This is a genomic window from Streptomyces sp. NPDC012474, assembly GCF_042955185.1.
GTDB classification, from domain to species: Bacteria; Actinomycetota; Actinomycetes; order Streptomycetales; family Streptomycetaceae; genus Streptomyces; species Streptomyces cahuitamycinicus.
Map to the genome: position 1 here is coordinate 311,478 of NZ_JBIBEP010000001.1, position 18,808 is coordinate 330,285.

An 18,808-nucleotide genomic window follows, 5' to 3' on the forward strand; every position below is an offset into this window, starting at 1 on the left:
TCGAAATGGGTGTGTCCCGCGCCGAGGTGCAGGTCTGCACTGTTCAGCTCATCCCACGGGGCGTTGCTGCTGAAACGAACGGCTGGCACATCGCCTTCCGCGTCCAGACCCTCGAACGCGCCCCCGAGCCCCACCAGGGGCCGCAGGTCGGCATCGATGCCGGGGTGAACATCCCCCTGGCCCTGTCCAACAAGGACCACCAGGACCACGGGCGCCCGCCTCGACTTCCCGGTGGCACCGCCGACCGGGACAAGTGGCTGACCCCGAAGGAGAAGGCCAAGCTCCTCAAGCTGGAGCGGCAGGCCGCGCACCGCAAGACGTTCCGCAAGCGCGGGGAGAAGACCTCCAAGCGTTTGCAGCATGCCTACGACCAGATCAGGCAGCTCCGAGCAAAAGCCACGCGACGAGCCTTGGACTGGCAGCACCAGACCACCACCTACCTCGCCCGCACGTACGGCGTACTGGTGGTCGAACAGCTCAACATCCTCGGCATGACCAAGAGCCCGGCCCCCAGGCCCGACCCCGACAACGAGGGCGCGTTCCTGCGCAATGGGGCCAAGGCGAAGGCCGGACTCAACCGCTCCATCGCCCAAGAGGCGTGGGGCCGGACGGTGACGATGCTGATGTACAAGACCGCCCGATACGGCGGCCGGCTCGTCAAGGTCCCTGCCCCCCCACACCTCCCAGCGGTGCTCAGCCTGCGGATTCACCACCCGGCAGCCGAGAGAGCCAGGAACTGTTCTCCTGTAAGAACCCCGACTGCGGCTGGACGGCGAACGCCGACTGGAACGCGGCTCGCAACATCTTGCACCTGTACCGGATCGGCCACGTCATCGTGGAGGTCCCGGCCGCCGGAAGGCGCGGTCGCAGGGCGGCTAAAACCGTCAAACCTGTCACCGCAAGGTAGACGGGAATCCCCTTCCGGAGCTTGCGAAAGGAGGGGAGAGCTTCAAGCCCCCTACACCGTCACCGAGTCCCGCGTGCTCTACGAGCTGGCGCACGCGCCCCGCACGGACGCCGCCGACCTGCGGGCCCAGCTGCACCTGGACGCCGGCTACCTGACCCGCATCCTGACCAAGTTCGAGGAGGACGGGCTGGTCGAGCGCGGCCCGTCCGAGACGGACCCGCGCCGCCGCAGCGTCACACTCACCACGCCCGGCCGGGAAGCCGCCGCACTGCTCGACGAACGGGCGCGGCAGTCGGTCGGGGCGATGCTGGACACGGTCCGGGCCGAGGACCGGCCCCGGCTCGCGGAGGCCATGCGGACCGTCCGGACGATCCTCGGCGACGGCCGGACCCCGCACCCCGAGGACGTCGTCCTGCGCGAGCCGGCCCCCGGCGACCTCGGCTGGATCGTCCAGCGCAACGCCGCGCTCTACGCGGCCGAGTACGGCTTCGACGCCGACTACGAGGGGCTGGTCGCGAGGATCGTCGCCGACTACGCCGACGACCACGACCCGCGTCTGGAGCGCACCTGGATCGCCGACCTGGACGGCAGGCCGGTCGGGTGCGTGATGTGCGTACGGGATGCGCCCGGCACCGCCCGCCTGCGGCTCCTGCTCGTCGAGCCGGACGCGCACGGCCTCGGCATCGGAGACCGCCTGGTCGGGACGCTCGTCGACTTCGCGCGCGAGGCCGGCTACCGCGAGGTCGTCCTGTGGACGAACGACGTCCTCACCGCGGCCCGCCGCATCTACCGGCGCCACGGTTTCGCCCTGGTCGCGGAGAAACCGCACCGCTCCTTCGGCCGGGACCTGACCGGCCAGGACTGGCGACTGGATCTTCACGCAACACCCGGGGGCCGGAGGGGAGTCGCAGGCGGGGGTGCCGGGTAGGGTCCGTCCACATGAAGCTGGCGTTCTCCACCCTCGGTGTCCCCGGCCTGCCCCTGCCCGACGTCCTGCGGCTCGCGGCCGCCCACGGCTATCACGGCGTGGAGCTGCGCACCCACCCCGAGGAACCGGTCCACACCGGCCTCGGCTCCGCCGAACGGGCGGACGTCGCGGCCGAGTTCAAGGGAGCGGGCGTAGAGCTCCTCGGCCTGGCGGGTTACGCACGGGTCGCCGCGCCGGGCGACGACGAGCCCGTCCTGGCCGAGATCCGCGCCCTCCTGGACCTGGCCCACGACCTCGGCGCCCCGTACATCCGCGTCTTCCCCGGCGGCGACCTCGACGTCCAGACCCCCGAAGAGGCCGACGCGACGGCCGCCCGCCGCCTGGGGACGGCCGCCGAACACGCCAATGACCTGGGCGTACGCATCCTCCTCGAAACCCACGACTCGCACCGCACCGCCGCCGACGCGATGCGGATCCTCGGCCTCGTCGGCCACCGCCAGGTCGGCGCCCTCTGGGACGTCATGCACACCTGGCTCGGCGGCGAACAGCCCTCCGAGACCTACGCGGCGCTCTCCCCCCACCTTGGCTACGTCCAGGTCAAGGACATCGCCTCCGTCGAGGACACCACCCCCCTGGCCCTCGGCCAGGGCGTCCTCCCGCTGGCCGAATGCGTCGAGGTCCTCTCCCGCCACAACTGGGACGGCTGGCTCTGCTGGGAGTACGAGAAGCGCTGGTACGAGGAGGCGGCGCCGCTGCCCGACCTGCTGGGGCCCGGGAGTGAGCACTTGAGCAGGTTGCTGAACGACTCCGCGTGAGGCGTCAGCCCCCGGTCAGCGGGCGCCGGGCCTGCCGAACTCCTCGATCAGCACCGGATACTGCTCCTTCCCGTGCCCGGCGGCGATCGCACGATCGGCCATCGCCTTGATCAGTTTCGGCAGCTCGGCGTTGACCCCCACCGCCTCGCTCTCCTCGATCAGATGCGCCATCGCCCGCGCGTCGGTCTCCAGCGCCGACACCTCGGCCGGGAACGAACCCCTGTCGATCTGCTCGGCGTACCCCGGCAGCCAGTCGGCGACACCGGCGGCGATGTGCCGCGCGAACGGTGCGTACGTCCCGGCGTCGACACCCGCCGTCCTGAGCAGGGCCGTGCCCTGGAGCCAGGCGTTCAGCACGCTCCACATCATGGTCAGTCCGGCCGCGTCGTACAGCGACGCCAATCCGTGGTCCGCACCGAGGTAGGTGACGGTGCCCAGGGCGCCGAGTGCCGACTCGTGCGCGTCGAAGTCCGGGCGCGCCCCGCTCTGCAGGATCACCGCGTCAGGAGTCCCGATGGCCGACGGGATGGCCATGACGGCGCCGTCCAGGTAACGGGCACCTCGCGCTTGCGCCCACCGGGCGGTCTCCCGGGCCTGGCCCGAGTCGCCCGAGGTCAGGTTGATCAGCGTCGTGCCGCTCAGCTCGACATCGCTCGCGCCGAGCACCTCGTGCACGGCTCGGTAGTCGGTGACACAGATGACCGTCAGGCGACCGGGCCCGATGGCGTCGCCGACGGTCGGGACCGACCGCGCGCCCCCGGCCACCAGCCGGTCGGCCTTGCCGGCCGTGCGGTTCCATACCGTCGTGGGGTGCCCCGCCTTCAGGAACGCCCCGGCGAGTGCCTGGCCCATCAGGCCGAGTCCGATGACAGTCACGGGTGTTGTGGTTTCGTCGTCCATGGCAGCATCGTCAACGTTGATACCGGTGTGAAGGTCAAGCGAGGTTGTCGATGCGGATCGGGGAACTGAGCCGACGGACGGGCGCCAACGCGCATCAGCTGCGCTACTACGAGTCCCAGGGGCTGCTGGAACCGGCCCGCGGAGCGAACGGCTACCGCGAGTACGACGAGAGCGCCCTGCTGCGGGTGAAGCAGATCCGCCACCTGCTCGGCGCCGGCCTGTCCTCGGAGGACATCGCGTACCTGCTGCCTTGTGCGACGGGGGAGGCCCCGGAACTGCTCGGCTGCCCCGAGCTCCTGGCCGCCATGCGGTCCCGCCTGCGCCGCCTGGACGACCAGATGGAAAGACTCGCCCATTCCCGCGAGGCCCTGACCGACTACATCGAGGCGGCCGAACGCGTGGGCGGCGAGAGCTACCCGCCCTTGGGCCTCACGCTGCCCGCCTAGCCCCTGATGTGCCCGTCCTTGACGGCGGTGACGAACGCCGCCCAGCCGCTCCGCGAGAAGACCAGGGCGGGGCCGTGGGCGGCTTTGCTGTCCCGCACCGGGACGCCGGGGTGGCCGGGGGCGACTTCGAGGCACTCGCCTTGATCACCGCCGCTGTAGCTGGACTTGTACCAACCGGCGAGGGCGATGTGCTTACTGCCGATCATGTGCATGATCCTCCGCTGCCGCCCTGACGAGGGCCAGTGACTCCTTCTGCGACAACGCGTCGCTCAGAGCCAGAGCGTAAGCGGTCTGACAGGCACTCACCAGAGCCGGCTCGTCCATCAAGTTGCCGGTCTGGAAGCCCTCGACGTACGCCACCGGGGCCGAGTCCTCGAAGGTCATGAGCGTGAGCAGACTCTGCATGAGTGCGTGCGCCCCCACGCCGTAGGGAAGCACATGCAGGCGCAGCCGCCCCGACTCGGCCATGTCCGCCACTTTGTGCAACTGCTCCGCCATGACCTGCGGTCCGCCGACGCGTCGGCGGAGGACTGCCTCGTCGAGCAGCGTCCAGACGACAGGCTGAGCCGGCCCGTCGAGGATTCGACGGCGTTGCGTTCGAATGACAACCAGCTCGTCAAGTTTCTCGGTCGTGTGGTTCGGACGGTAGGCCCGGAAAAGGGCGCGTGCGTAGTCCTCGGTCTGAAGCACTCCGGGAACCAGGGAGAGTGCGAACTGCTGGATGTGTGTTGCCAGTTGCTCCAGCTCGGCCACCGCCGCGAAATGATCGGTGTAGTGCGACTCCAGATCCTCCAACCACCTCGCGAAGAACCCGTCCGTCCCCAGGGCCCGGTCGATCCGCTGTGCGTCATCCGGCTTGGGGAGGCGTCTGCCCGCCTCGAAATGACTGATCAGCGTGGGTGAACACACCACCTGGTCGCCCAGTTCCTCCTGGGTGAGGCGGGCTGCTGTCCGCCTCAGCCGCATCTCCTCCCCGTACTTCTGACGCGGCGTTCGAAGCATGCGACGTTCGTCCATCGGCCAACTCCTCTTCTTGACAAGCGCGATGTCAAGCTCCACCCCCTGGCAGCGTAGCGAGGGCCGACCTCACCCTGTGAGTGATTCACCACAGAACGCATTCACCGCAGGTGAGAAGGCAGGCAGACAGACGTGGTAGACCTCATCGCCCGGCTCCTGGAGCCGTTCCTCCGCTTCCTCTTCCCTCCTCGTGGGAGGCGACGGCGATCGGCGGCACCACCCCCGCGCCCGTACGCATGCCCGGCGGCCTGCTGCCGTCCCGGCGAGCGTCCGCTCCGGGGAGAGGACAACCGGCTGGTGCGCCCCTACCTGATGGCGGAGGCGGGTGCGTGACCGGCGGGGCGCGCGATCACGCGCTGACCGGGCGGCTCCTGCCGTGGACCGGTGCCGACGGAAGGCCGTGCTACCTCGTGGGCGACGGAACCGGCTACGTCTCGGGGCTCGCCGACGAGATCGAGGACGTGCAGATCGACATGGCGGACCAGTTGCTGGGGCACGCCGCCGAACTCCTCGCGGAACGCCGGGTGACCAGCGCGGAACTGCACTACGTGGCCCGGCGGCTCAGCGAGTCCCTGCGGGACGTCAAAAGGGTCGCGGAGAGCAGAGGGGCGCGGCTCACCCGTCCGCCCCGGCTCTGACCGGGACGGTGTCAGCGCTGCTCGGTGCGTCGGGCGTACGCGCGGGCCGCGCGGGCGCGGTCGCCGCAGCGGGTGGAGCACCAGTGGCGGCGGCCGTGACGGAGCAGGTAGCGGTTGCAGGGCGGGGAACCGCAGGCGGTCAGGCGCTCGGCCGCGGGGGAGGTGAGCAGATCGGCGGCGTCGGCGGCGAGGGTCGCCAGCGCGAGGTCGACGATCGCGGTGGTGGGGTGGGGGGCGGTCCGGCAGGGGCCGGTCTTGTCGTCCCACCGCAGCAGCGGGGCCGTCGGAACCCTGGTCATCGCGTCGTTGATGGCCGTCACCGCCGCGGGCAGGGCGGGTACGCCGTCGGCGCGGGCGGCGAACAGCGACCTGATCTGTTCGCGCAGCGACCTCAGTTGGGCCGCGCACATCTCCCGCATGCCGGCGTCGACGGGGGCGAGGCCGCGCTGGGTCAGCCAGTGGTTCGTCCGGGCGGGGGTGCCCAGGAGGTCCAGCGTGCGCCCGCCGGGCAGGGCGATCGCGGTGTTGGCGAGGGCGAGCGAGGGGTGCTCCTCCTCGCCCTGTGCGGGCGGCGGGGCGGGTTGCTCAGTCACGGACTCCTCCATGCTTCTCATGGTACGGCTTGCTTGTATCCGTGAGAAGCGGCTACGGTCGTCTCACGGTTCAACCACTCCTATCCGTGAGGTGCCTCATGTCCTCCCTGCCCGTGACGACCGACTTCCCCGTCCGTGTCCTCGGCGGCCCGACCGCCTTCTTCGAGTACGGCGGCCTGCGCTTCCTGACCGACCCGACCTTCGACGCCCCAGGCGACTACCGCCGTCCCGAGGGTCCGCTCCTGACCAAGACCGCGCCGTCCGCCGGCAGCCCGGGTGACCTCGGCCGCGTCGACGTGGTCCTGCTCTCTCACGACGAGCACCCCGACAACCTCGACACCTCCGGCCGGGCCCTGCTCGCCGGCATACCCCTGACCCTGACCACGCCCGGCGGCGGCGAGCGCCTGCGCGAGAGCCTCGGGGACAGGGTCAGGGGCCTGGCCGACTGGGAGTCCGTCGAGCTGGACCGGCCCGGCGGCGGCACCGTCACCGTGACCGGCGTCCCCGCCCTGCACGGCCCGGGCCCGCGCGAGCAGGTCGAGCAGCTCGCCGGCCAGGTCGTCGGCTTCGTCCTGACCGGCGAGGGCCTGCCCACCGTCTACGTCAGCGGCGACAACGCCTCACTGGATGCGGTCCGTGAGATCGCCGGCCGCTTCGCCCCCGTCGACACCGCCGTGCTCTTCGCCGGTGCTCCCCGTTTCCCCGTCCTCTTCGACAACCAGGTCATCGTCCTGGACAGCGCGATGGCCGCCGAGGCCGCGCAGATCCTCGGCGCCCGCCGCGTCGTCCCCGTCCACTACGACAGCTGGGCCCACTTCACCGAAGGCGGCGACGCGCTGGAAGCCGCTTTCACCGCAGCCGGGCTCGCCGACCGGCTGGACTGGGGCAAGGGCGCCTGACCTGCGGCCCTTCCGCCGAGCGGAGCGGATCGCGCGTCTACTTCCGCCAGAACAGGTGATGAACCACCCCGCTCGGACTCGGCACGACATCGCGGTGGAAACGGTCCAGCAGTTCCTCGGGCGACTCCCACAGCCGTGAGCCGGATCCGAGCACCACGCCGGGCGAAACGGTCACGTGCAGCGTGTCCACCAGGCCGGCGTCCAGGAACTCCCGGACGGTCATCGCCCCGCCGCCGAGCCGGACGTCCTTGCCCCCGGCCGCCTTGCGCGCCTGGGCGAGTACCTCGGCGGGATCCCCGCCCACGAAGTGGAACGTCGTGTCGGAGAGGGTGAACGAGGGGCGCTCGTGGTGCGTCATCACGAACACCGGCGTGTGGAACGGGGGCTCGTCGCCCCACCAGCCCTGCCACTCGTGGTCCTGCCAGGGGCCGCGCTGCGGGCTGAACTTGTTGCGGCCCATGATCTCGGCGCCGATGTCGTGGTGGAAGTCGCGCACCAGGTAGTCGTCGAGGCCGCGGCTCCCGCCCGGGTCGGTGCGGTTCGGCCAGCTCGCGGTCGCGCCGGCCCAGGCGAACATCGTCCCCGGGTCGGCGTGGCCGAACGGCCGCTCCAGGCTCTGGCCCTCACCGGCCCCGAATCCGTCACTCGAGACGTTGAAATTCTGCACGCGCAGCAGCTGGGTCACGGCGCTCCTCCTGAGGTCGACGAGACGGAGACCGCCCGGGTCGGCGAAACTCATCGGCACGGACCCGACGGTCTTCCCCGGCTCACCCGGCCTGCGCCACCACGTGGTCGATCACCTGCTGGAAGTCCTCACTCGGCGAGAACTCCACCAGCTCGCTGTCCTCCAGCGCCACCGGCACGTGGCCGGGGCCCCAGTAGTACGCCTGCCCCGCCTCGTACTCCTCCTCGCCCGCGGTCGTGCGCACCCGGATCCGGCCCTTGAGCAGGTAGCCCCAGTGCGGGCACTGGCAGGCGTCGTCGGGCAGTCCCTTGAGGGCCGGGCCCATGTCCGTGCCCCGGGGGAGGGTGATGTACCCCACCGAGAGGCCGCCGCCGATGGGCTTGGTGCGCAGTTCCACTCCGTCGCCCTGGAGGGCGACAGGTACGTCGTTCCGGGTCGCAGCCGTCATGGTTCCTCCGCTCCGGCCCGCCAGGGCCTCGAACGCCCCTCGTGAAACCCCCGTACCTCCAGCCTGGCCCGTCCGGCCGCGCCCCGCGACATCACGATCCGGTCAAGAGGTACCGCCGGGGGCTTGATTCAGACGCGTGTAATCGATTCCATGCTCCCGTCGATGTAATCGATTCCACGAGCACTCGCCCGTGCTCCCCGACTGATCCACGAGGAGGTGGAGCGGCGGTGGCCAGCATCAAGGACGTCGCTGCCGAGGCCGGTGTCTCCGTCGCCACGGTCTCGCGCGTCCTGAACGACCACCCGTCGGTCAGCGCCGACGCGCGCACCCGCGTGCTGGCCGCCGTCGAGACCCTGGGCTACCGCCCGAACGCCGTCGCCCGCTCCCTGCGCACCGACCAGACCCGCACCCTCGGCCTGGTCATCAGCGACGTGATGAACCCGTACTTCACCGAACTGGCCCGCTCCGTCGAGGAGGAGGCCCGTGCGCTCGGCTACAGCGTCATCATCGGCAACGCCGACGAGCGGCCGGACCTCCAGGACCACCACGTACGCACCCTGCTGGATCGGCGGATCGACGGGCTGCTCGTCTCCCCGACGGACGGCGGCTCGCCGCTGATGCTGGACGCCGCACGGGCCGGGACGCCCATGGTCTTCGTGGACCGGTGGATCCCGGGCGTGGACGTGCCGGTGGTGCGGTCGGACGGGCGGGGTGCCGTACGGGACCTCGTGGCGCATCTGTACGGGCTCGGGCACCGCAGGCTCGCCATCATCGCGGGCCCGGCTGCGACCACGACCGGCCGCGAGCGCGTGGAGGTCTTCCGCGAGGCGCTCGGCGCGTACGGGCTCGAACTGCCCGACGCCTACACGGGGCAGGGCGACTTCCAGGCCGAGAGCGGCCGGCTGGTCACCGAGGGCTTCCTCGACCTGGCCGAACCGCCCGAGGTCGTCTTCGCCGCCGACAACCTGATGGCGCTCGGCGCCCTGGACGCCGTACGCGCGCGTGGCCTGCGCGTACCGGACGACCTGGCGCTGGCCGCCTTCGACGACATCCGGTGGTTCGTGCACACCGATCCGCCGGTCACCGCGATCGCCCAGCCCACGGGCGAGCTGGGCCGGGCCGCCGTACGGGCCCTGGTCGACCGCATCGAGGGGCGGCCCGGCGAGTCCGTCACCCTCCCCGCCCGTCTCGTCGTACGCCGCTCGTGCGGCGAGAACTCCACCCCAGTGCAAAGGAGCACGACGTGAGCGACGCGGACGAGTTGCTGCGCATCGAGGGCATACGGAAGACCTTCCCGGGCGTGGTCGCGCTGGACGGCGTCGACTTCGACCTGCGCCGCGGCGAGGTGCACGTACTCCTCGGTGAGAACGGCGCCGGCAAGAGCACCCTCATCAAGATGCTCTCCGGCGCCTACACCCCCGACGCCGGGCGGATCCTGGTCGGCGGCCGGGAGACGCGCATCCAGGGCGCGCAGGACTCCGAGCGGCTCGGGATCGCCACCATCTACCAGGAGTTCAACCTGGTACCCGATCTCACCGTCGCCGAGAACATCTTCCTCGGACGCCAGCCGCGCCGCTTCGGGATGATCGACCGGAAGCGGATGGAGGCCGACGCAGAGGTCCTGCTCAAGCGGGTCGGCGTCTCCGTGTCGCCCCGTGCGCGGGTCCGCGACCTCGGCATCGCGCGCCTGCAGATGGTCGAGATCGCCAAGGCGCTCAGCCTGAACGCCCGCGTGCTGATCATGGACGAGCCGACCGCCGTGCTCACCTCCGAGGAGGTCGACAAGCTCTTCGCGATCGTGCGCACGCTGCGCGAGGACGGCGTCGGGATCGTCTTCATCACCCACCACCTGGAGGAGATCGCCGCGCTCGGCGACCGGGTGACGGTCATCCGGGACGGAAAGAGCGTCGGCCAGGTGCCCGCCTCCACGCCCGAGGACGAGCTGGTCCGGCTCATGGTCGGGCGCTCCATCGAGCAGCAGTACCCCCGCGAGCGGGCCGAGCGCGGCGCAGCCCTGCTGTCCGTCGAGGGACTCACCCGCGACGGCGTCTTCCACGACGTCGGCTTCGAGGTGCACGCCGGTGAGGTCGTCGGCATCGCCGGGCTGGTCGGCGCCGGCCGTACCGAGGTCGTCCGGGCGGTCTTCGGGGCCGACGCGTACGACAGGGGCACCGTGAAGGTGTCCGGCGCCCCGATCGCCAAGTACGACGTCAACGCGGCGATGACCGCCGGGATCGGTCTCGTCCCCGAGGACCGCAAGGGCCAGGGCCTGGTGCTGGACGCCTCGGTCGAGGAGAACCTCGGGCTGGTGACGCTGCGGTCGGCCACGCGCGGCGGGCTCGTCGACCTCAGGGGCCAGCGCGAGGCCGCCGAGCGGATCGCGAAGCAGCTCGGCGTGCGGATGGCCGGACTCGGCCAGCACGTGCGCACCCTCTCCGGCGGCAACCAGCAGAAGGTCGTCATCGGCAAGTGGCTGCTCGCCGACACCAAGGTGCTCATCCTCGACGAGCCGACGCGCGGCATCGACGTCGGCGCCAAGGTCGAGATCTACCAGCTCGTCAACGAACTCACCGCCGCCGGCGCGGCCGTCCTGATGATCTCCAGCGACCTGCCCGAGGTGCTCGGCATGAGCGACCGGGTGCTGGTGATGGCCCAGGGCCGGATCGCCGGTGAACTCTCCGCCGACGAGGCGACCCAGGACGCCGTGATGGCACTCGCCGTCAGCACCCCGGCGACCACGAACCCGATCACCACCGGAACGGAGGCCTCCCGTGGCCACTGACACGCTCAAGAGCACGACGGGCGCGGGTGGCGCCTCGGGAGGCCTGCGCCGCCTCCTGCTCGACAACGGCGCGCTCACCGCGCTCATCGTCCTCGTCATCGCGATGTCGGCGCTGTCCGGCGACTTCCTGACGACCGACAACCTCCTCAACGTCGGCGTGCAGGCGGCCGTGACCGCCATCCTCGCCTTCGGCGTGACGTTCGTGATCGTCTCGGCGGGCATCGACCTGTCGGTCGGCTCGGTCGCGGCGCTGTCCGCCACGGTCCTCGCCTGGAGCGCCACCTCCGCGGGTGTGCCGGTCTTCCTCGCCGTCCTCCTCGCCATAGCGACGGGCATCGTCTGCGGCCTGGTCAACGGCATCCTGATCTCCTACGGCAAGCTGCCGCCGTTCATCGCCACGCTGGCCATGCTGTCCGTGGCCCGCGGCCTGTCCCTCGTCATCTCCGAGGGCTCCCCGATCGCCTTCCCCGACTCGGTCTCCCACCTCGGCGACACCCTCGGCGGCTGGCTGCCGGTGCCGGTCCTGGTGATGATCGTCATGGGCCTGATCGCCGCCGCCGTGCTCGGCCGGACCTACATCGGCCGCTCCATGTACGCGATCGGCGGCAACGAGGAGGCCGCGCGCCTTTCCGGCCTGCGCGTCAAGAAGCAGAAGCTCGCCATCTACGCCTTCTCGGGTGTCTTCGCCGCCGTCGCCGGTGTCGTCCTCGCCGCCCGCCTCTCCTCCGCGCAGCCCCAGGCCGCCGACGGCTACGAGCTGGACGCGATCGCCGCCGTCGTCATCGGCGGCGCCTCCCTCGCCGGCGGTACCGGCAAGGCCTCCGGCACGCTCATCGGCGCGCTGATCCTGGCCGTGCTGCGCAACGGGCTGAACCTGCTGAACGTGTCCGCGTTCTGGCAGCAGGTCGTCATCGGTGTCGTCATCGCGCTCGCGGTGCTGTTCGACACGCTGCGGCGCAAGGCGGGGGCGACCCCGGTGTCCGGTGCTTCCCAGGGAGGCAGGGGCAAGCAGGCGGCGACGTACGGGCTCGCGGCCGTGGTCACCGTCGCGATCGTCGGCGCGACGTCCTTCCTGCACAACGGCTCCTCCGCCACGAGCAGCCCCAAGGTGGGCCTGTCGCTGTCCACCCTCAACAACCCCTTCTTCGTGCAGATCCGGGCGGGCGCCGAGGCCGAGGCGGAGAAGCGAGGCGTGGACCTGACCGTCACGGACGCCCAGAACGACGCCTCCCAGCAGGCCAACCAGCTGCAGAACTTCACCAGTTCCGGACTCGGCGCGATCATCGTCAACCCGGTGGACTCGGACGCGGCGAGCAACTCCGTCAAGGCCGCGGACAAGGCGAAGATCCCGGTCATCGCGGTCGACCGGGGCGTCAACAAGGCGCCGGTGGACGCCCTGGTCGCCTCCGACAACGTGGCCGGCGGTGAACTCGCCGCCAAGACGATCGCCGACAAGCTGGGCGGCAAGGGCAAGATCGTGATCCTCCAGGGGCAGGCCGGCACGTCCGCGGCCCGGGAGCGCGCGCAGGGCTTCGCCAACGGCCTCAAGGCCTTCCCGGGCATCCAGGTCGTGGCCCAGCAGCCCGCCGACTTCGACCGCACCAAGGGCCTCGACGTCATGTCGAACCTGCTCCAGGCCCACCCCGACGTCCAGGGCGTCATCGCCGCCAACGACGAGATGGCCCTCGGCGCGATCAAGGCCCTGGGCTCCAAGGCCGGAAAGTCGGTCTCGGTCGTCGGCTTCGACGGCACGCCGGACGGACTGAAGGCGGTCGAGGGCGGCACGCTGTACGCGTCGGTGGCGCAGCAGCCGTCCCAGCTCGGGAAGATCGCCGTGGACAACGCCCTGCGGGCCCTGAAGGGCGAGAAGGTCGAGGAGACGGTGAAGGTGCCGGTGAAGGTGGTCACGAAGGAGAACGTGGCCGGCTTCAGCGGCTGACATCGGGGAACGGCCGGGCGGTTGTCCACAGCGTGGGGGGACCGCCCGGCCATGTCACTCACGTGGGGAGCAACTCATGAACGACTACGACCTCCTGGTCGTCGGGTCGGCCAACGCCGACCTGGTGATCTCGGTGGAGCGCCGGCCCGGTGCCGGCGAGACCGTGCTCGGCTCCGACCTGGCCGTCCACCCGGGCGGCAAGGGCGCGAACCAGGCGGTGGCCGCCGCCCGGCTCGGTGCCCGTACGGCGCTGCTGGCCCGGGTCGGCGACGACGCGCACGGCCGGCTGCTGCTGGACTCGCAGCGGGAGGCCGGCGTCGACACGGTGGGTGTTCTGGTGGGCGGCGCGCCGACCGGTGTGGCGCTGATCACGGTCGACCCGTCCGGGGACAACAGCATCGTCGTCTCGCCCGGCGCGAACGGCCGTCTCACCCCGGAGGACGTCAGCGCGGCCGGCTGTCTCTTCCAGGGCTCCCGGGTGGTGTCGGCGCAACTGGAGATCCCGCTGGAGACGGTGGTGGAGACCGTACGGAGCCTGGCGCCGGAGAGCCGCTTCGTACTGAACCCCTCGCCGCCGCGCCCCCTGCCGCGGGAGGTGCTGGCGGCCTGCGACCCGCTCATCGTGAACGAGCACGAGGCGAAGGTGATCCTCGGCGACTCGGCCGTCGGGGACACCCCCGAGGACTGGGCGCGGATCCTCCTCGCCAAGGGCCCGAGGTCGGTGGTGGTGACGCTGGGCGCACAGGGCGCCCTGGTGGCGTCGGCGGAGGGCGTCTCGCGTGTCCCGGCCGTGAAGGTGGACGCGGTGGACACCACCGGCGCGGGCGACTCCTTCACCGCCGCGCTGGCCTGGCGGCTGGGCGCGGGCGAGTCCCTGGCCCGGGCGGCGGCGTACGCGGTGCGGGTGGGGGCCGCGACCGTGACGAAGAAGGGCGCACAGGCGTCCTTCCCGACGGCGGCGGAGGTCGCCGCCCGGTGAAGAAGAGCGGAATACTGAACCGTCACCTCGCCGGTGCGCTGGCCGAACTCGGGCACGGCGACGGGGTGCTGGTGTGCGACGCGGGCATGCCCATCCCCGACGGCCCTCGGGTGGTGGACCTGGCCTTCCGGGCAGGGGTGCCGGCGTTCGCCGAGGTACTGGACGGGCTGCTGGCCGAACTGGTGGTCGAGGGGGCGACGGCGGCGCAGGAGCTGCGGGAGGCCAACCCGCCGGCATGGTCGCTGCTGGAGGGGCACTTTCCCGGGCTGCGCCTGGTGTCGCACGAGCGGCTCAAGGAGCTCTCGGCGGGGGCCCGCCTGATCGTCCGCACGGGTGAGGCACGGCCGTACGCGAACGTCCTGCTGAGGTGCGGCGTCTTCTTCTGACACCCGTGCCGACAGCCGCTCGGCACCCGTTCACCCGTGAAAGGCTTCCGGACGGTTTCGAGGGGCCCGGTCCGTCGACCGGGCCCCTCGGCTTTTCCCCTCCCGTCAGGAACCCCCGCGATCCCCCCGGATCCCCCTCCAAGAGTCCTGACGCCTAGTACGACCCCGGGAGGGCGGAAAGGGTTGCACGGCAACGTAAGAAATTCTTGCCGGATTCTTGAGGGGCCCCCGCCGGGGCCGTGACGGCCGCCCTAGGTTGACACCATGAGCCTCTTCGACAAGCTGACCGGGACGATCCGCCCCGCCGACGGTGTCGCTCCGCGTCCGGCCGAGGAGGTGCGGACGGCCCTGCTCGGCCTGGGCCGGCCAGACGTGCCGTACGTCATCCGGAACGGCGCCGCCGGGAGCGCTGACCTGGTCGCGGAGTGGCGAACGGCCGATCCCGCCTGGCAGACCCTCTTCGCCCGGTCGCAGCTGACGCGCGCCGTCCGGTTCCGGATGCGCCTGGTCCCGGAGACCCACGCCGTGCGTGTCGTCGAGGAGGGGCGGGAGGTCACCCGGGTCGGCGACCCGCCGCGGCTGAAGATCTCCGGGCGGTACACGCGCGGGCCCGACCGGACCGTCACCCGCCACTACACGATCGGCCGCGGGGCGAACGGCCGGCTCGAAGCGACGGAGACCTGGCGCTTCGACGGCGCGGAGCTGCGCGACCCCCTCAGAAACGCCGTCCTCACAGCGGGCTGGACGTGGCGCTCAGTGGTCTTCGGACGGCTGTGAGCACGCGGGTGAGACCACCGTCGTCCTCCTCGATGTCGCGCACGTGCGCGAACCCGATCCGCCCGAGCAGGCGCAGCGAGGCCTCGTTCTCCGCGGCGACGGTGGCGTGCACCTCGGTGAGCCCGAGCGTCCCGAAGCCGTACGCCACGAGCGCCTCGGCGAGCTCCGTCCCGAGTCCGCTTCCCCAGGCCCCGGGGGACAGCGCGTAGACGATCTCGTGCCCGTCCGCCTCGTCGGTCCGCTTGATCTCCGCGTGCCCGACCAGTCGCCCGTCGCGCCGGACCGCCCACACGTCGAAGAGGTCCTGTGCGTAGACCTTGCTGAAGATCCGCCCGAACAGGGCCCGGTCGTCCGCCTCGGGAGAGGGCCCGTCCCCCATCCACCGGGAGACCCCGGGGTCCTGGAACAGGGCGACGAAGTCCTCTTCGTCGCCCGGGGCGTAGGGGGTGAGGAGCAGGCGCGGGGTGCGCAGCGTCGGAGGCATGGAAACGGACGCTAGCCAGTCGGAACGCGAGCGGCAATCGGCTTTCCGCGAGGTACGGGCGAGGCCGTTCTCCGAAGGCGTCCGGTGCCGAGGTTCGTCCGCTCCCGCGGCGTTCTCACCGTCGCAGGCTGTAGCTCACCATCGACGCCCCCACCACCGAGCCGAACGCCGGCAGCAGGAACTGCGCGAAGGCCTCGAAGCCCCATACGATCCCCGCGCACGCCGCCGTGATGTTGATGGCCAGGGACATGATCCACAGGGCGACGCTCTGGGCCTGGGGTGACATCGTTCCTCGTCGTCATTCGGGGCGGGGGAGAAGGCAAAGGGCCTGGCCGGAAATCAGCCCGGCCCCGGGCTGGGCAGCGGGCGGAATTCCGGCGCGGGCGCCCGGTGCAGCGGAGGGGAGCCGGGGGTGTTCCCGTCCGGAGCGGAAGGTCCGGGAGCCACGACCGCGTGCTCCCCGGAGATCGCCGGGGCCATCACGAGCAGCGGCAACGTGCTGATGGCGCACAGGCCGACGAGGAGGGTGCCCGCCGTGTACGCGCGCACAGGGACGCTCGGGCCTGGGGAACGCATCGGCATCACGGTCGCTCCGGAATCGGATCCGCCCCCCAATTTGACGAACCCCTGAATTCTTCCACGGGAAAGGATCACAAAAGGGGCGGCCGGGATGCTTGAACTGTAAAGCTTCGGTCTCTTCTGTGAACTCGCCGTGAAAGGTGAAGCCTTGGCCGCATACTGATCGGTCGCTTTATGCGAGGGCCGCCGGCCGCTCCGCCCCCGCCACGCTGTCGGACCCGGGCGGTACCGTCGGATCATGACCGATCAGGCGGGGGCCGCCCAGGCGGGCGAGCGGCGCATGGCCACGCTGGAAGGCGTACTGGAACGCATCACGTACGCCAACGAGGAGAACGGCTACACGGTCGCCCGGGTCGACACCGGCAGAGGCGCGGGAGACCTGCTCACGGTCGTCGGCGCGCTGCTCGGCGCGCAGGTGGGCGAATCCCTGCGCATGGAGGGCCGCTGGGGTTCCCACCCGCAGTACGGAAAGCAGTTCCACGTCGAGAACTACACGACGGTCCTGCCGGCCACCGTCCAGGGCATCCGCCGCTACCTCGGCTCCGGCCTGGTCAAGGGCATCGGGCCGGTCTTCGCCGACCGCATCACACAGCACTTCGGCGTGGACACCCTCCAGATCATCGAGGAGGAGCCCAAGCGGCTCATCGAGGTCCCCGGCCTCGGCCCCAAGCGCACGAAGAAGATCGCCGACGCCTGGGAGGAACAGAAGGCCATCAAGGAGGTCATGCTCTTCCTCCAGACGGTCGAGGTCTCCACCTCCATCGCCGTGCGCATCTACAAGAAGTACGGCGACGCCTCCATCTCGGTCGTGAAGAACCAGCCGTACCGGCTCGCCTCCGATGTCTGGGGCATCGGCTTCCTCACCGCCGACAAGATCGCCCGGTCCGTCGGCATCCCGCACGACAGCCCCGAGCGCGTCAAGGCGGGCCTGCAGTACGCGCTGTCCCAGTCCACCGACCAGGGCCACTGCTTCCTCCCGGAGGAGCAGCTGATCAAGGACGCGGTGAAGCTCCTCCAGGTCGACACCGGCCTGGTCATCGAATGCCTGGCCGAACTGGCCGAACCCCCCGAGGACGGCGAGGACCCCGGCGTCGTCCGCGAGAAAGTGCCGGGCCCCGACGGCGGGGAACCGGTCACCGCGATCTACCTCGTCCCCTTCCACCGCGCCGAACTCTCCCTCTCCGCCCAGCTGCTGCGCCTCCTGCGCACCGGCGAGGACAGCATGCCGGGCTTCAGGACCGTGGCCTGGGACAAGGCGCTGAGCTGGCTCAAGGGGCGCACGGGCACCGATCTCGCCCCGGAGCAGGAGGCGGCCGTCAAGCTGGCGCTGACCGAGAAGGTGGCCGTCCTCACCGGTGGCCCCGGCTGCGGCAAGTCCTACACGGTCCGCTCGATCGTGGAGCTGGCCCGCGCCAGGAAGGCGAAGGTCGTGCTCGCCGCCCCCACGGGCCGGGCCGCCAAGCGCCTGTCCGAGCTCACCGGCGCCGAGGCCTCCACCGTCCACCGCCTGCTGGAGCTCAAGCCGGGGGGCGACGCCGCCTACGACCGGGACCATCCGCTGGACGCCGACCTGGTGGTGGTCGACGAGGCGTCCATGCTGGACCTGCTCCTGGCCAACAAGCTGGTCAAGGCGGTCCCGCCGGGAGCGCACCTGCTCTTCGTGGGGGACGTGGACCAGCTGCCCAGTGTCGGCGCGGGCGAGGTCCTGCGGGACCTCCTGGCCGACGGCGGCCCGATCCCGGCGGTCCGCCTCACCCGGGTCTTCCGGCAGGCCCAGCAGTCCGGCGTGGTGACGAACGCGCACCGGATCAACGCCGGCCAACACCCGGTGACGGACGGCATGAAGGACTTCTTCCTCTTCGTCGAGGACGACACCGAGGCCGCCGGCCGGCTCACCGTCGATGTGGCTGCCCGCCGCATTCCGGCCAAGTTCGGTCTGGACCCGCGCCGTGACGTCCAGGTCCTCGCCCCCATGCACCGCGGCCCGGCCGGCGCCGGCACCCTCAACGGCCTGCTGCAACAGGCCGTCACCCCGGGCCGGCCCGACCTGCCGGAGAAGAGATTCGGCGGACGGGTCTTCCGCGTCGGCGACAAGGTCACCCAGATTCGCAACAATTACGAGAAGGGTGAGAACGGTGTCTTCAACGGCACCGTCGGCGTGGTCACCTCGCTCGACCCGGTCGACCAGCGCCTGACGGTGCTCACGGACGAGAACGAGGAGGTGCCGTACGAGTTCGACGAGCTCGACGAGTTGGCCCACGCCTACGCCGTGACGATCCACCGCTCGCAGGGCAGCGAGTACCCGGCGGTCGTCATCCCGGTCACCACGGGCGCCTGGATGATGCTCCAGCGCAACCTGCTCTACACGGCGGTCACCCGGGCCAGGCAGCTGGTCGTCCTCGTCGGTTCGCGCAGGGCGATCGGCCAGGCGGTGCGCACGATTTCGGCGGGCCGGCGGTGCACGGCACTCGACTTCCGGCTCGGTTCAACGAAAAATGATCGATCAAACGAGTCGTGAAGGTCACAAGACCCTTCCGGAAGGGGAACACAGGGGGCAGGATGAGCAAGTTGGCGGCACTCAGTGCCGTCAATAGGCCCGATGGTCG

General features: G+C 71.0%; 20 protein-coding genes and 2 pseudogenes. 13 read left to right on the forward strand and 9 right to left on the reverse strand.

Annotated features, from left to right (window positions below; genetic code table 11):
- Window positions 1-80: 80 nt before the first annotated feature.
- The 3 genes and pseudogenes from ACFY9S_RS01365 to ACFY9S_RS01375 form a co-directional block, all read left to right on the forward strand.
- Window positions 81-907: pseudogene (locus ACFY9S_RS01365) on the forward strand (RNA-guided endonuclease InsQ/TnpB family protein); the annotation flags it as partial.
- Between the two features lie 40 nt (window positions 908-947).
- Window positions 948-1,835, forward strand: a pseudogene (locus tag ACFY9S_RS01370) (GNAT family N-acetyltransferase); the annotation flags it as partial.
- An 11-nt stretch (window positions 1,836-1,846) separates the two neighbouring features.
- Window positions 1,847-2,650 (forward strand): TIM barrel protein, encoded by an 804-nt coding sequence (locus ACFY9S_RS01375; RefSeq protein WP_391121239.1) that lies wholly within the window; start codon window positions 1,847-1,849, stop codon window positions 2,648-2,650.
- Window positions 2,651-2,665: 15 nt separating this feature from the next.
- On the opposite strand, the gene ACFY9S_RS01380 is transcribed toward ACFY9S_RS01375, so the two are convergent.
- Window positions 2,666-3,550 (reverse strand): NAD(P)-binding domain-containing protein, encoded by an 885-nt coding sequence (locus ACFY9S_RS01380; protein WP_391121242.1) that lies wholly within the window; start codon window positions 3,548-3,550, stop codon window positions 2,666-2,668.
- A 50-nt stretch (window positions 3,551-3,600) separates the two neighbouring features.
- Between ACFY9S_RS01380 and ACFY9S_RS01385 the strand changes: the two genes are divergently transcribed.
- Entirely contained in the window at window positions 3,601-3,996 is a 396-nt protein-coding gene (locus ACFY9S_RS01385; protein WP_391121246.1) for a MerR family transcriptional regulator, read from the forward strand.
- Here the strand turns inward: ACFY9S_RS01385 and ACFY9S_RS01390 are convergent.
- Both ACFY9S_RS01390 and ACFY9S_RS01395 read right to left on the reverse strand, forming a co-directional pair.
- Complete coding sequence (locus ACFY9S_RS01390) at window positions 3,993-4,202, reverse strand: DUF397 domain-containing protein (protein WP_391121249.1); 210 nt, start codon at window positions 4,200-4,202, stop codon at window positions 3,993-3,995. The genes ACFY9S_RS01385 and ACFY9S_RS01390 overlap by 4 nt on opposite strands.
- Window positions 4,189-5,013 carry a Scr1 family TA system antitoxin-like transcriptional regulator gene (locus ACFY9S_RS01395; protein ID WP_391121252.1) on the reverse strand — a complete coding sequence of 275 codons (825 nt, stop codon included), beginning with the start codon at window positions 5,011-5,013 and terminating at the stop codon, window positions 4,189-4,191. Before ACFY9S_RS01395 ends, ACFY9S_RS01390 begins: the two co-directional genes overlap by 14 nt.
- A 329-nt stretch (window positions 5,014-5,342) precedes the next feature.
- Between ACFY9S_RS01395 and ACFY9S_RS01400 the strand changes: the two genes are divergently transcribed.
- On the forward strand, window positions 5,343-5,651 hold the full coding sequence (locus tag ACFY9S_RS01400; RefSeq protein WP_391121255.1) for a hypothetical protein: 309 nt from the start codon (window positions 5,343-5,345) through the stop codon (window positions 5,649-5,651).
- An 11-nt stretch (window positions 5,652-5,662) separates the two neighbouring features.
- On the opposite strand, the gene ACFY9S_RS01405 is transcribed toward ACFY9S_RS01400, so the two are convergent.
- Window positions 5,663-6,256: an ABATE domain-containing protein gene (locus ACFY9S_RS01405; protein ID WP_391121258.1), complete on the reverse strand. Its 594-nt coding sequence runs from the start codon at window positions 6,254-6,256 to the stop codon at window positions 5,663-5,665.
- 86 nt (window positions 6,257-6,342) lie between these two features.
- Here ACFY9S_RS01405 and ACFY9S_RS01410 point away from each other — a divergent pair, with 86 nt between their 5' ends.
- A complete protein-coding gene (locus ACFY9S_RS01410) occupies window positions 6,343-7,143 on the forward strand; it encodes an MBL fold metallo-hydrolase (protein WP_391121261.1) in 801 nt (266 codons plus the stop codon).
- Window positions 7,144-7,180: 37 nt separating this feature from the next.
- Here the strand turns inward: ACFY9S_RS01410 and ACFY9S_RS01415 are convergent, their stop codons facing one another.
- Window positions 7,181-7,828, reverse strand: a complete 648-nt coding sequence (locus tag ACFY9S_RS01415; RefSeq protein WP_391121264.1) for a dihydrofolate reductase family protein — start codon at window positions 7,826-7,828, stop codon at window positions 7,181-7,183.
- Window positions 7,829-7,910: 82 nt separating this feature from the next.
- Window positions 7,911-8,276 (reverse strand): hypothetical protein, encoded by a 366-nt coding sequence (locus tag ACFY9S_RS01420; RefSeq protein ID WP_391121266.1) that lies wholly within the window; start codon window positions 8,274-8,276, stop codon window positions 7,911-7,913.
- Window positions 8,277-8,503: 227 nt separating this feature from the next.
- Here ACFY9S_RS01420 and ACFY9S_RS01425 point away from each other — a divergent pair, with 227 nt between their 5' ends.
- The 6 genes from ACFY9S_RS01425 to ACFY9S_RS01450 all read left to right on the forward strand — a co-directional run bounded on the left by ACFY9S_RS01425 (window position 8,504) and on the right by ACFY9S_RS01450 (window position 15,139).
- Entirely contained in the window at window positions 8,504-9,523 is a 1,020-nt protein-coding gene (locus tag ACFY9S_RS01425) for a substrate-binding domain-containing protein (protein WP_391121269.1), read from the forward strand.
- A complete protein-coding gene (locus ACFY9S_RS01430) occupies window positions 9,520-11,058 on the forward strand; it encodes an ATP-binding cassette domain-containing protein (RefSeq protein ID WP_391121272.1) in 1,539 nt (512 codons plus the stop codon). The genes ACFY9S_RS01425 and ACFY9S_RS01430 overlap by 4 nt, the downstream gene beginning before the upstream one ends.
- Window positions 11,048-12,997, forward strand: coding sequence for a substrate-binding domain-containing protein (locus ACFY9S_RS01435; protein WP_391121275.1), 1,950 nt, complete (start codon window positions 11,048-11,050; stop codon window positions 12,995-12,997). The genes ACFY9S_RS01430 and ACFY9S_RS01435 overlap by 11 nt, the downstream gene beginning before the upstream one ends.
- Before the next feature lie 76 nt (window positions 12,998-13,073).
- Window positions 13,074-13,976 (forward strand): PfkB family carbohydrate kinase, encoded by a 903-nt coding sequence (locus tag ACFY9S_RS01440; RefSeq protein ID WP_391121278.1) that lies wholly within the window; start codon window positions 13,074-13,076, stop codon window positions 13,974-13,976.
- The gene (rbsD, locus tag ACFY9S_RS01445) at window positions 13,973-14,362 is read left to right on the forward strand and encodes a D-ribose pyranase (protein WP_391121281.1); all 390 of its coding nucleotides are present in this window, start codon (window positions 13,973-13,975) and stop codon (window positions 14,360-14,362) included. Before ACFY9S_RS01440 ends, rbsD begins: the two co-directional genes overlap by 4 nt.
- A 264-nt stretch (window positions 14,363-14,626) precedes the next feature.
- Complete coding sequence (locus tag ACFY9S_RS01450; RefSeq protein WP_391121283.1) at window positions 14,627-15,139, forward strand: hypothetical protein; 513 nt, start codon at window positions 14,627-14,629, stop codon at window positions 15,137-15,139.
- Here ACFY9S_RS01450 and ACFY9S_RS01455 read toward each other — a convergent pair.
- The 3 genes from ACFY9S_RS01455 to ACFY9S_RS01465 form a co-directional block, all read right to left on the reverse strand.
- Window positions 15,093-15,623, reverse strand: a complete 531-nt coding sequence (locus ACFY9S_RS01455; protein WP_391121286.1) for a GNAT family N-acetyltransferase — start codon at window positions 15,621-15,623, stop codon at window positions 15,093-15,095. The genes ACFY9S_RS01450 and ACFY9S_RS01455 overlap by 47 nt on opposite strands.
- A gap of 115 nt (window positions 15,624-15,738) precedes the next feature.
- Window positions 15,739-15,909 carry a hypothetical protein gene (locus ACFY9S_RS01460; protein ID WP_180989447.1) on the reverse strand — a complete coding sequence of 57 codons (171 nt, stop codon included), beginning with the start codon at window positions 15,907-15,909 and terminating at the stop codon, window positions 15,739-15,741.
- A gap of 53 nt (window positions 15,910-15,962) precedes the next feature.
- Window positions 15,963-16,199: a hypothetical protein gene (locus ACFY9S_RS01465; RefSeq protein ID WP_391121289.1), complete on the reverse strand. Its 237-nt coding sequence runs from the start codon at window positions 16,197-16,199 to the stop codon at window positions 15,963-15,965.
- Window positions 16,200-16,440: 241 nt separating this feature from the next.
- Here ACFY9S_RS01465 and ACFY9S_RS01470 point away from each other — a divergent pair, with 241 nt between their 5' ends.
- Window positions 16,441-18,720 carry an ATP-dependent RecD-like DNA helicase gene (locus ACFY9S_RS01470; protein ID WP_391121292.1) on the forward strand — a complete coding sequence of 760 codons (2,280 nt, stop codon included), beginning with the start codon at window positions 16,441-16,443 and terminating at the stop codon, window positions 18,718-18,720.
- Window positions 18,721-18,808: the final 88 nt, after the last annotated feature.

What these genes read in the sequence shown, in the direction of transcription:
- ACFY9S_RS01375 (WP_391121239.1), top strand. Translation starts at nt 1,847, where the DNA reads ATGAAGCTGGCGTTCTCCACCCTCGGTGTCCCCGGCCTGCCCCTGCCC.
- ACFY9S_RS01380 (WP_391121242.1), bottom strand. Translation starts at nt 3,550, where the DNA reads ATGGACGACGAAACCACAACACCCGTGACTGTCATCGGACTCGGCCTG.
- ACFY9S_RS01385 (WP_391121246.1), top strand. Translation starts at nt 3,601, where the DNA reads ATGCGGATCGGGGAACTGAGCCGACGGACGGGCGCCAACGCGCATCAG.
- ACFY9S_RS01390 (WP_391121249.1), bottom strand. Translation starts at nt 4,202, where the DNA reads ATGATCGGCAGTAAGCACATCGCCCTCGCCGGTTGGTACAAGTCCAGC.
- ACFY9S_RS01395 (WP_391121252.1), bottom strand. Translation starts at nt 5,013, where the DNA reads ATGGACGAACGTCGCATGCTTCGAACGCCGCGTCAGAAGTACGGGGAG.
- ACFY9S_RS01405 (WP_391121258.1), bottom strand. Translation starts at nt 6,256, where the DNA reads ATGGAGGAGTCCGTGACTGAGCAACCCGCCCCGCCGCCCGCACAGGGC.
- ACFY9S_RS01410 (WP_391121261.1), top strand. Translation starts at nt 6,343, where the DNA reads ATGTCCTCCCTGCCCGTGACGACCGACTTCCCCGTCCGTGTCCTCGGC.
- ACFY9S_RS01420 (WP_391121266.1), bottom strand. Translation starts at nt 8,276, where the DNA reads ATGACGGCTGCGACCCGGAACGACGTACCTGTCGCCCTCCAGGGCGAC.
- ACFY9S_RS01440 (WP_391121278.1), top strand. Translation starts at nt 13,074, where the DNA reads ATGAACGACTACGACCTCCTGGTCGTCGGGTCGGCCAACGCCGACCTG.
- ACFY9S_RS01450 (WP_391121283.1), top strand. Translation starts at nt 14,627, where the DNA reads ATGAGCCTCTTCGACAAGCTGACCGGGACGATCCGCCCCGCCGACGGT.
- ACFY9S_RS01455 (WP_391121286.1), bottom strand. Translation starts at nt 15,623, where the DNA reads ATGCCTCCGACGCTGCGCACCCCGCGCCTGCTCCTCACCCCCTACGCC.
- ACFY9S_RS01460 (WP_180989447.1), bottom strand. Translation starts at nt 15,909, where the DNA reads ATGTCACCCCAGGCCCAGAGCGTCGCCCTGTGGATCATGTCCCTGGCC.
- ACFY9S_RS01465 (WP_391121289.1), bottom strand. Translation starts at nt 16,199, where the DNA reads ATGCGTTCCCCAGGCCCGAGCGTCCCTGTGCGCGCGTACACGGCGGGC.
- ACFY9S_RS01470 (WP_391121292.1), top strand. Translation starts at nt 16,441, where the DNA reads ATGACCGATCAGGCGGGGGCCGCCCAGGCGGGCGAGCGGCGCATGGCC.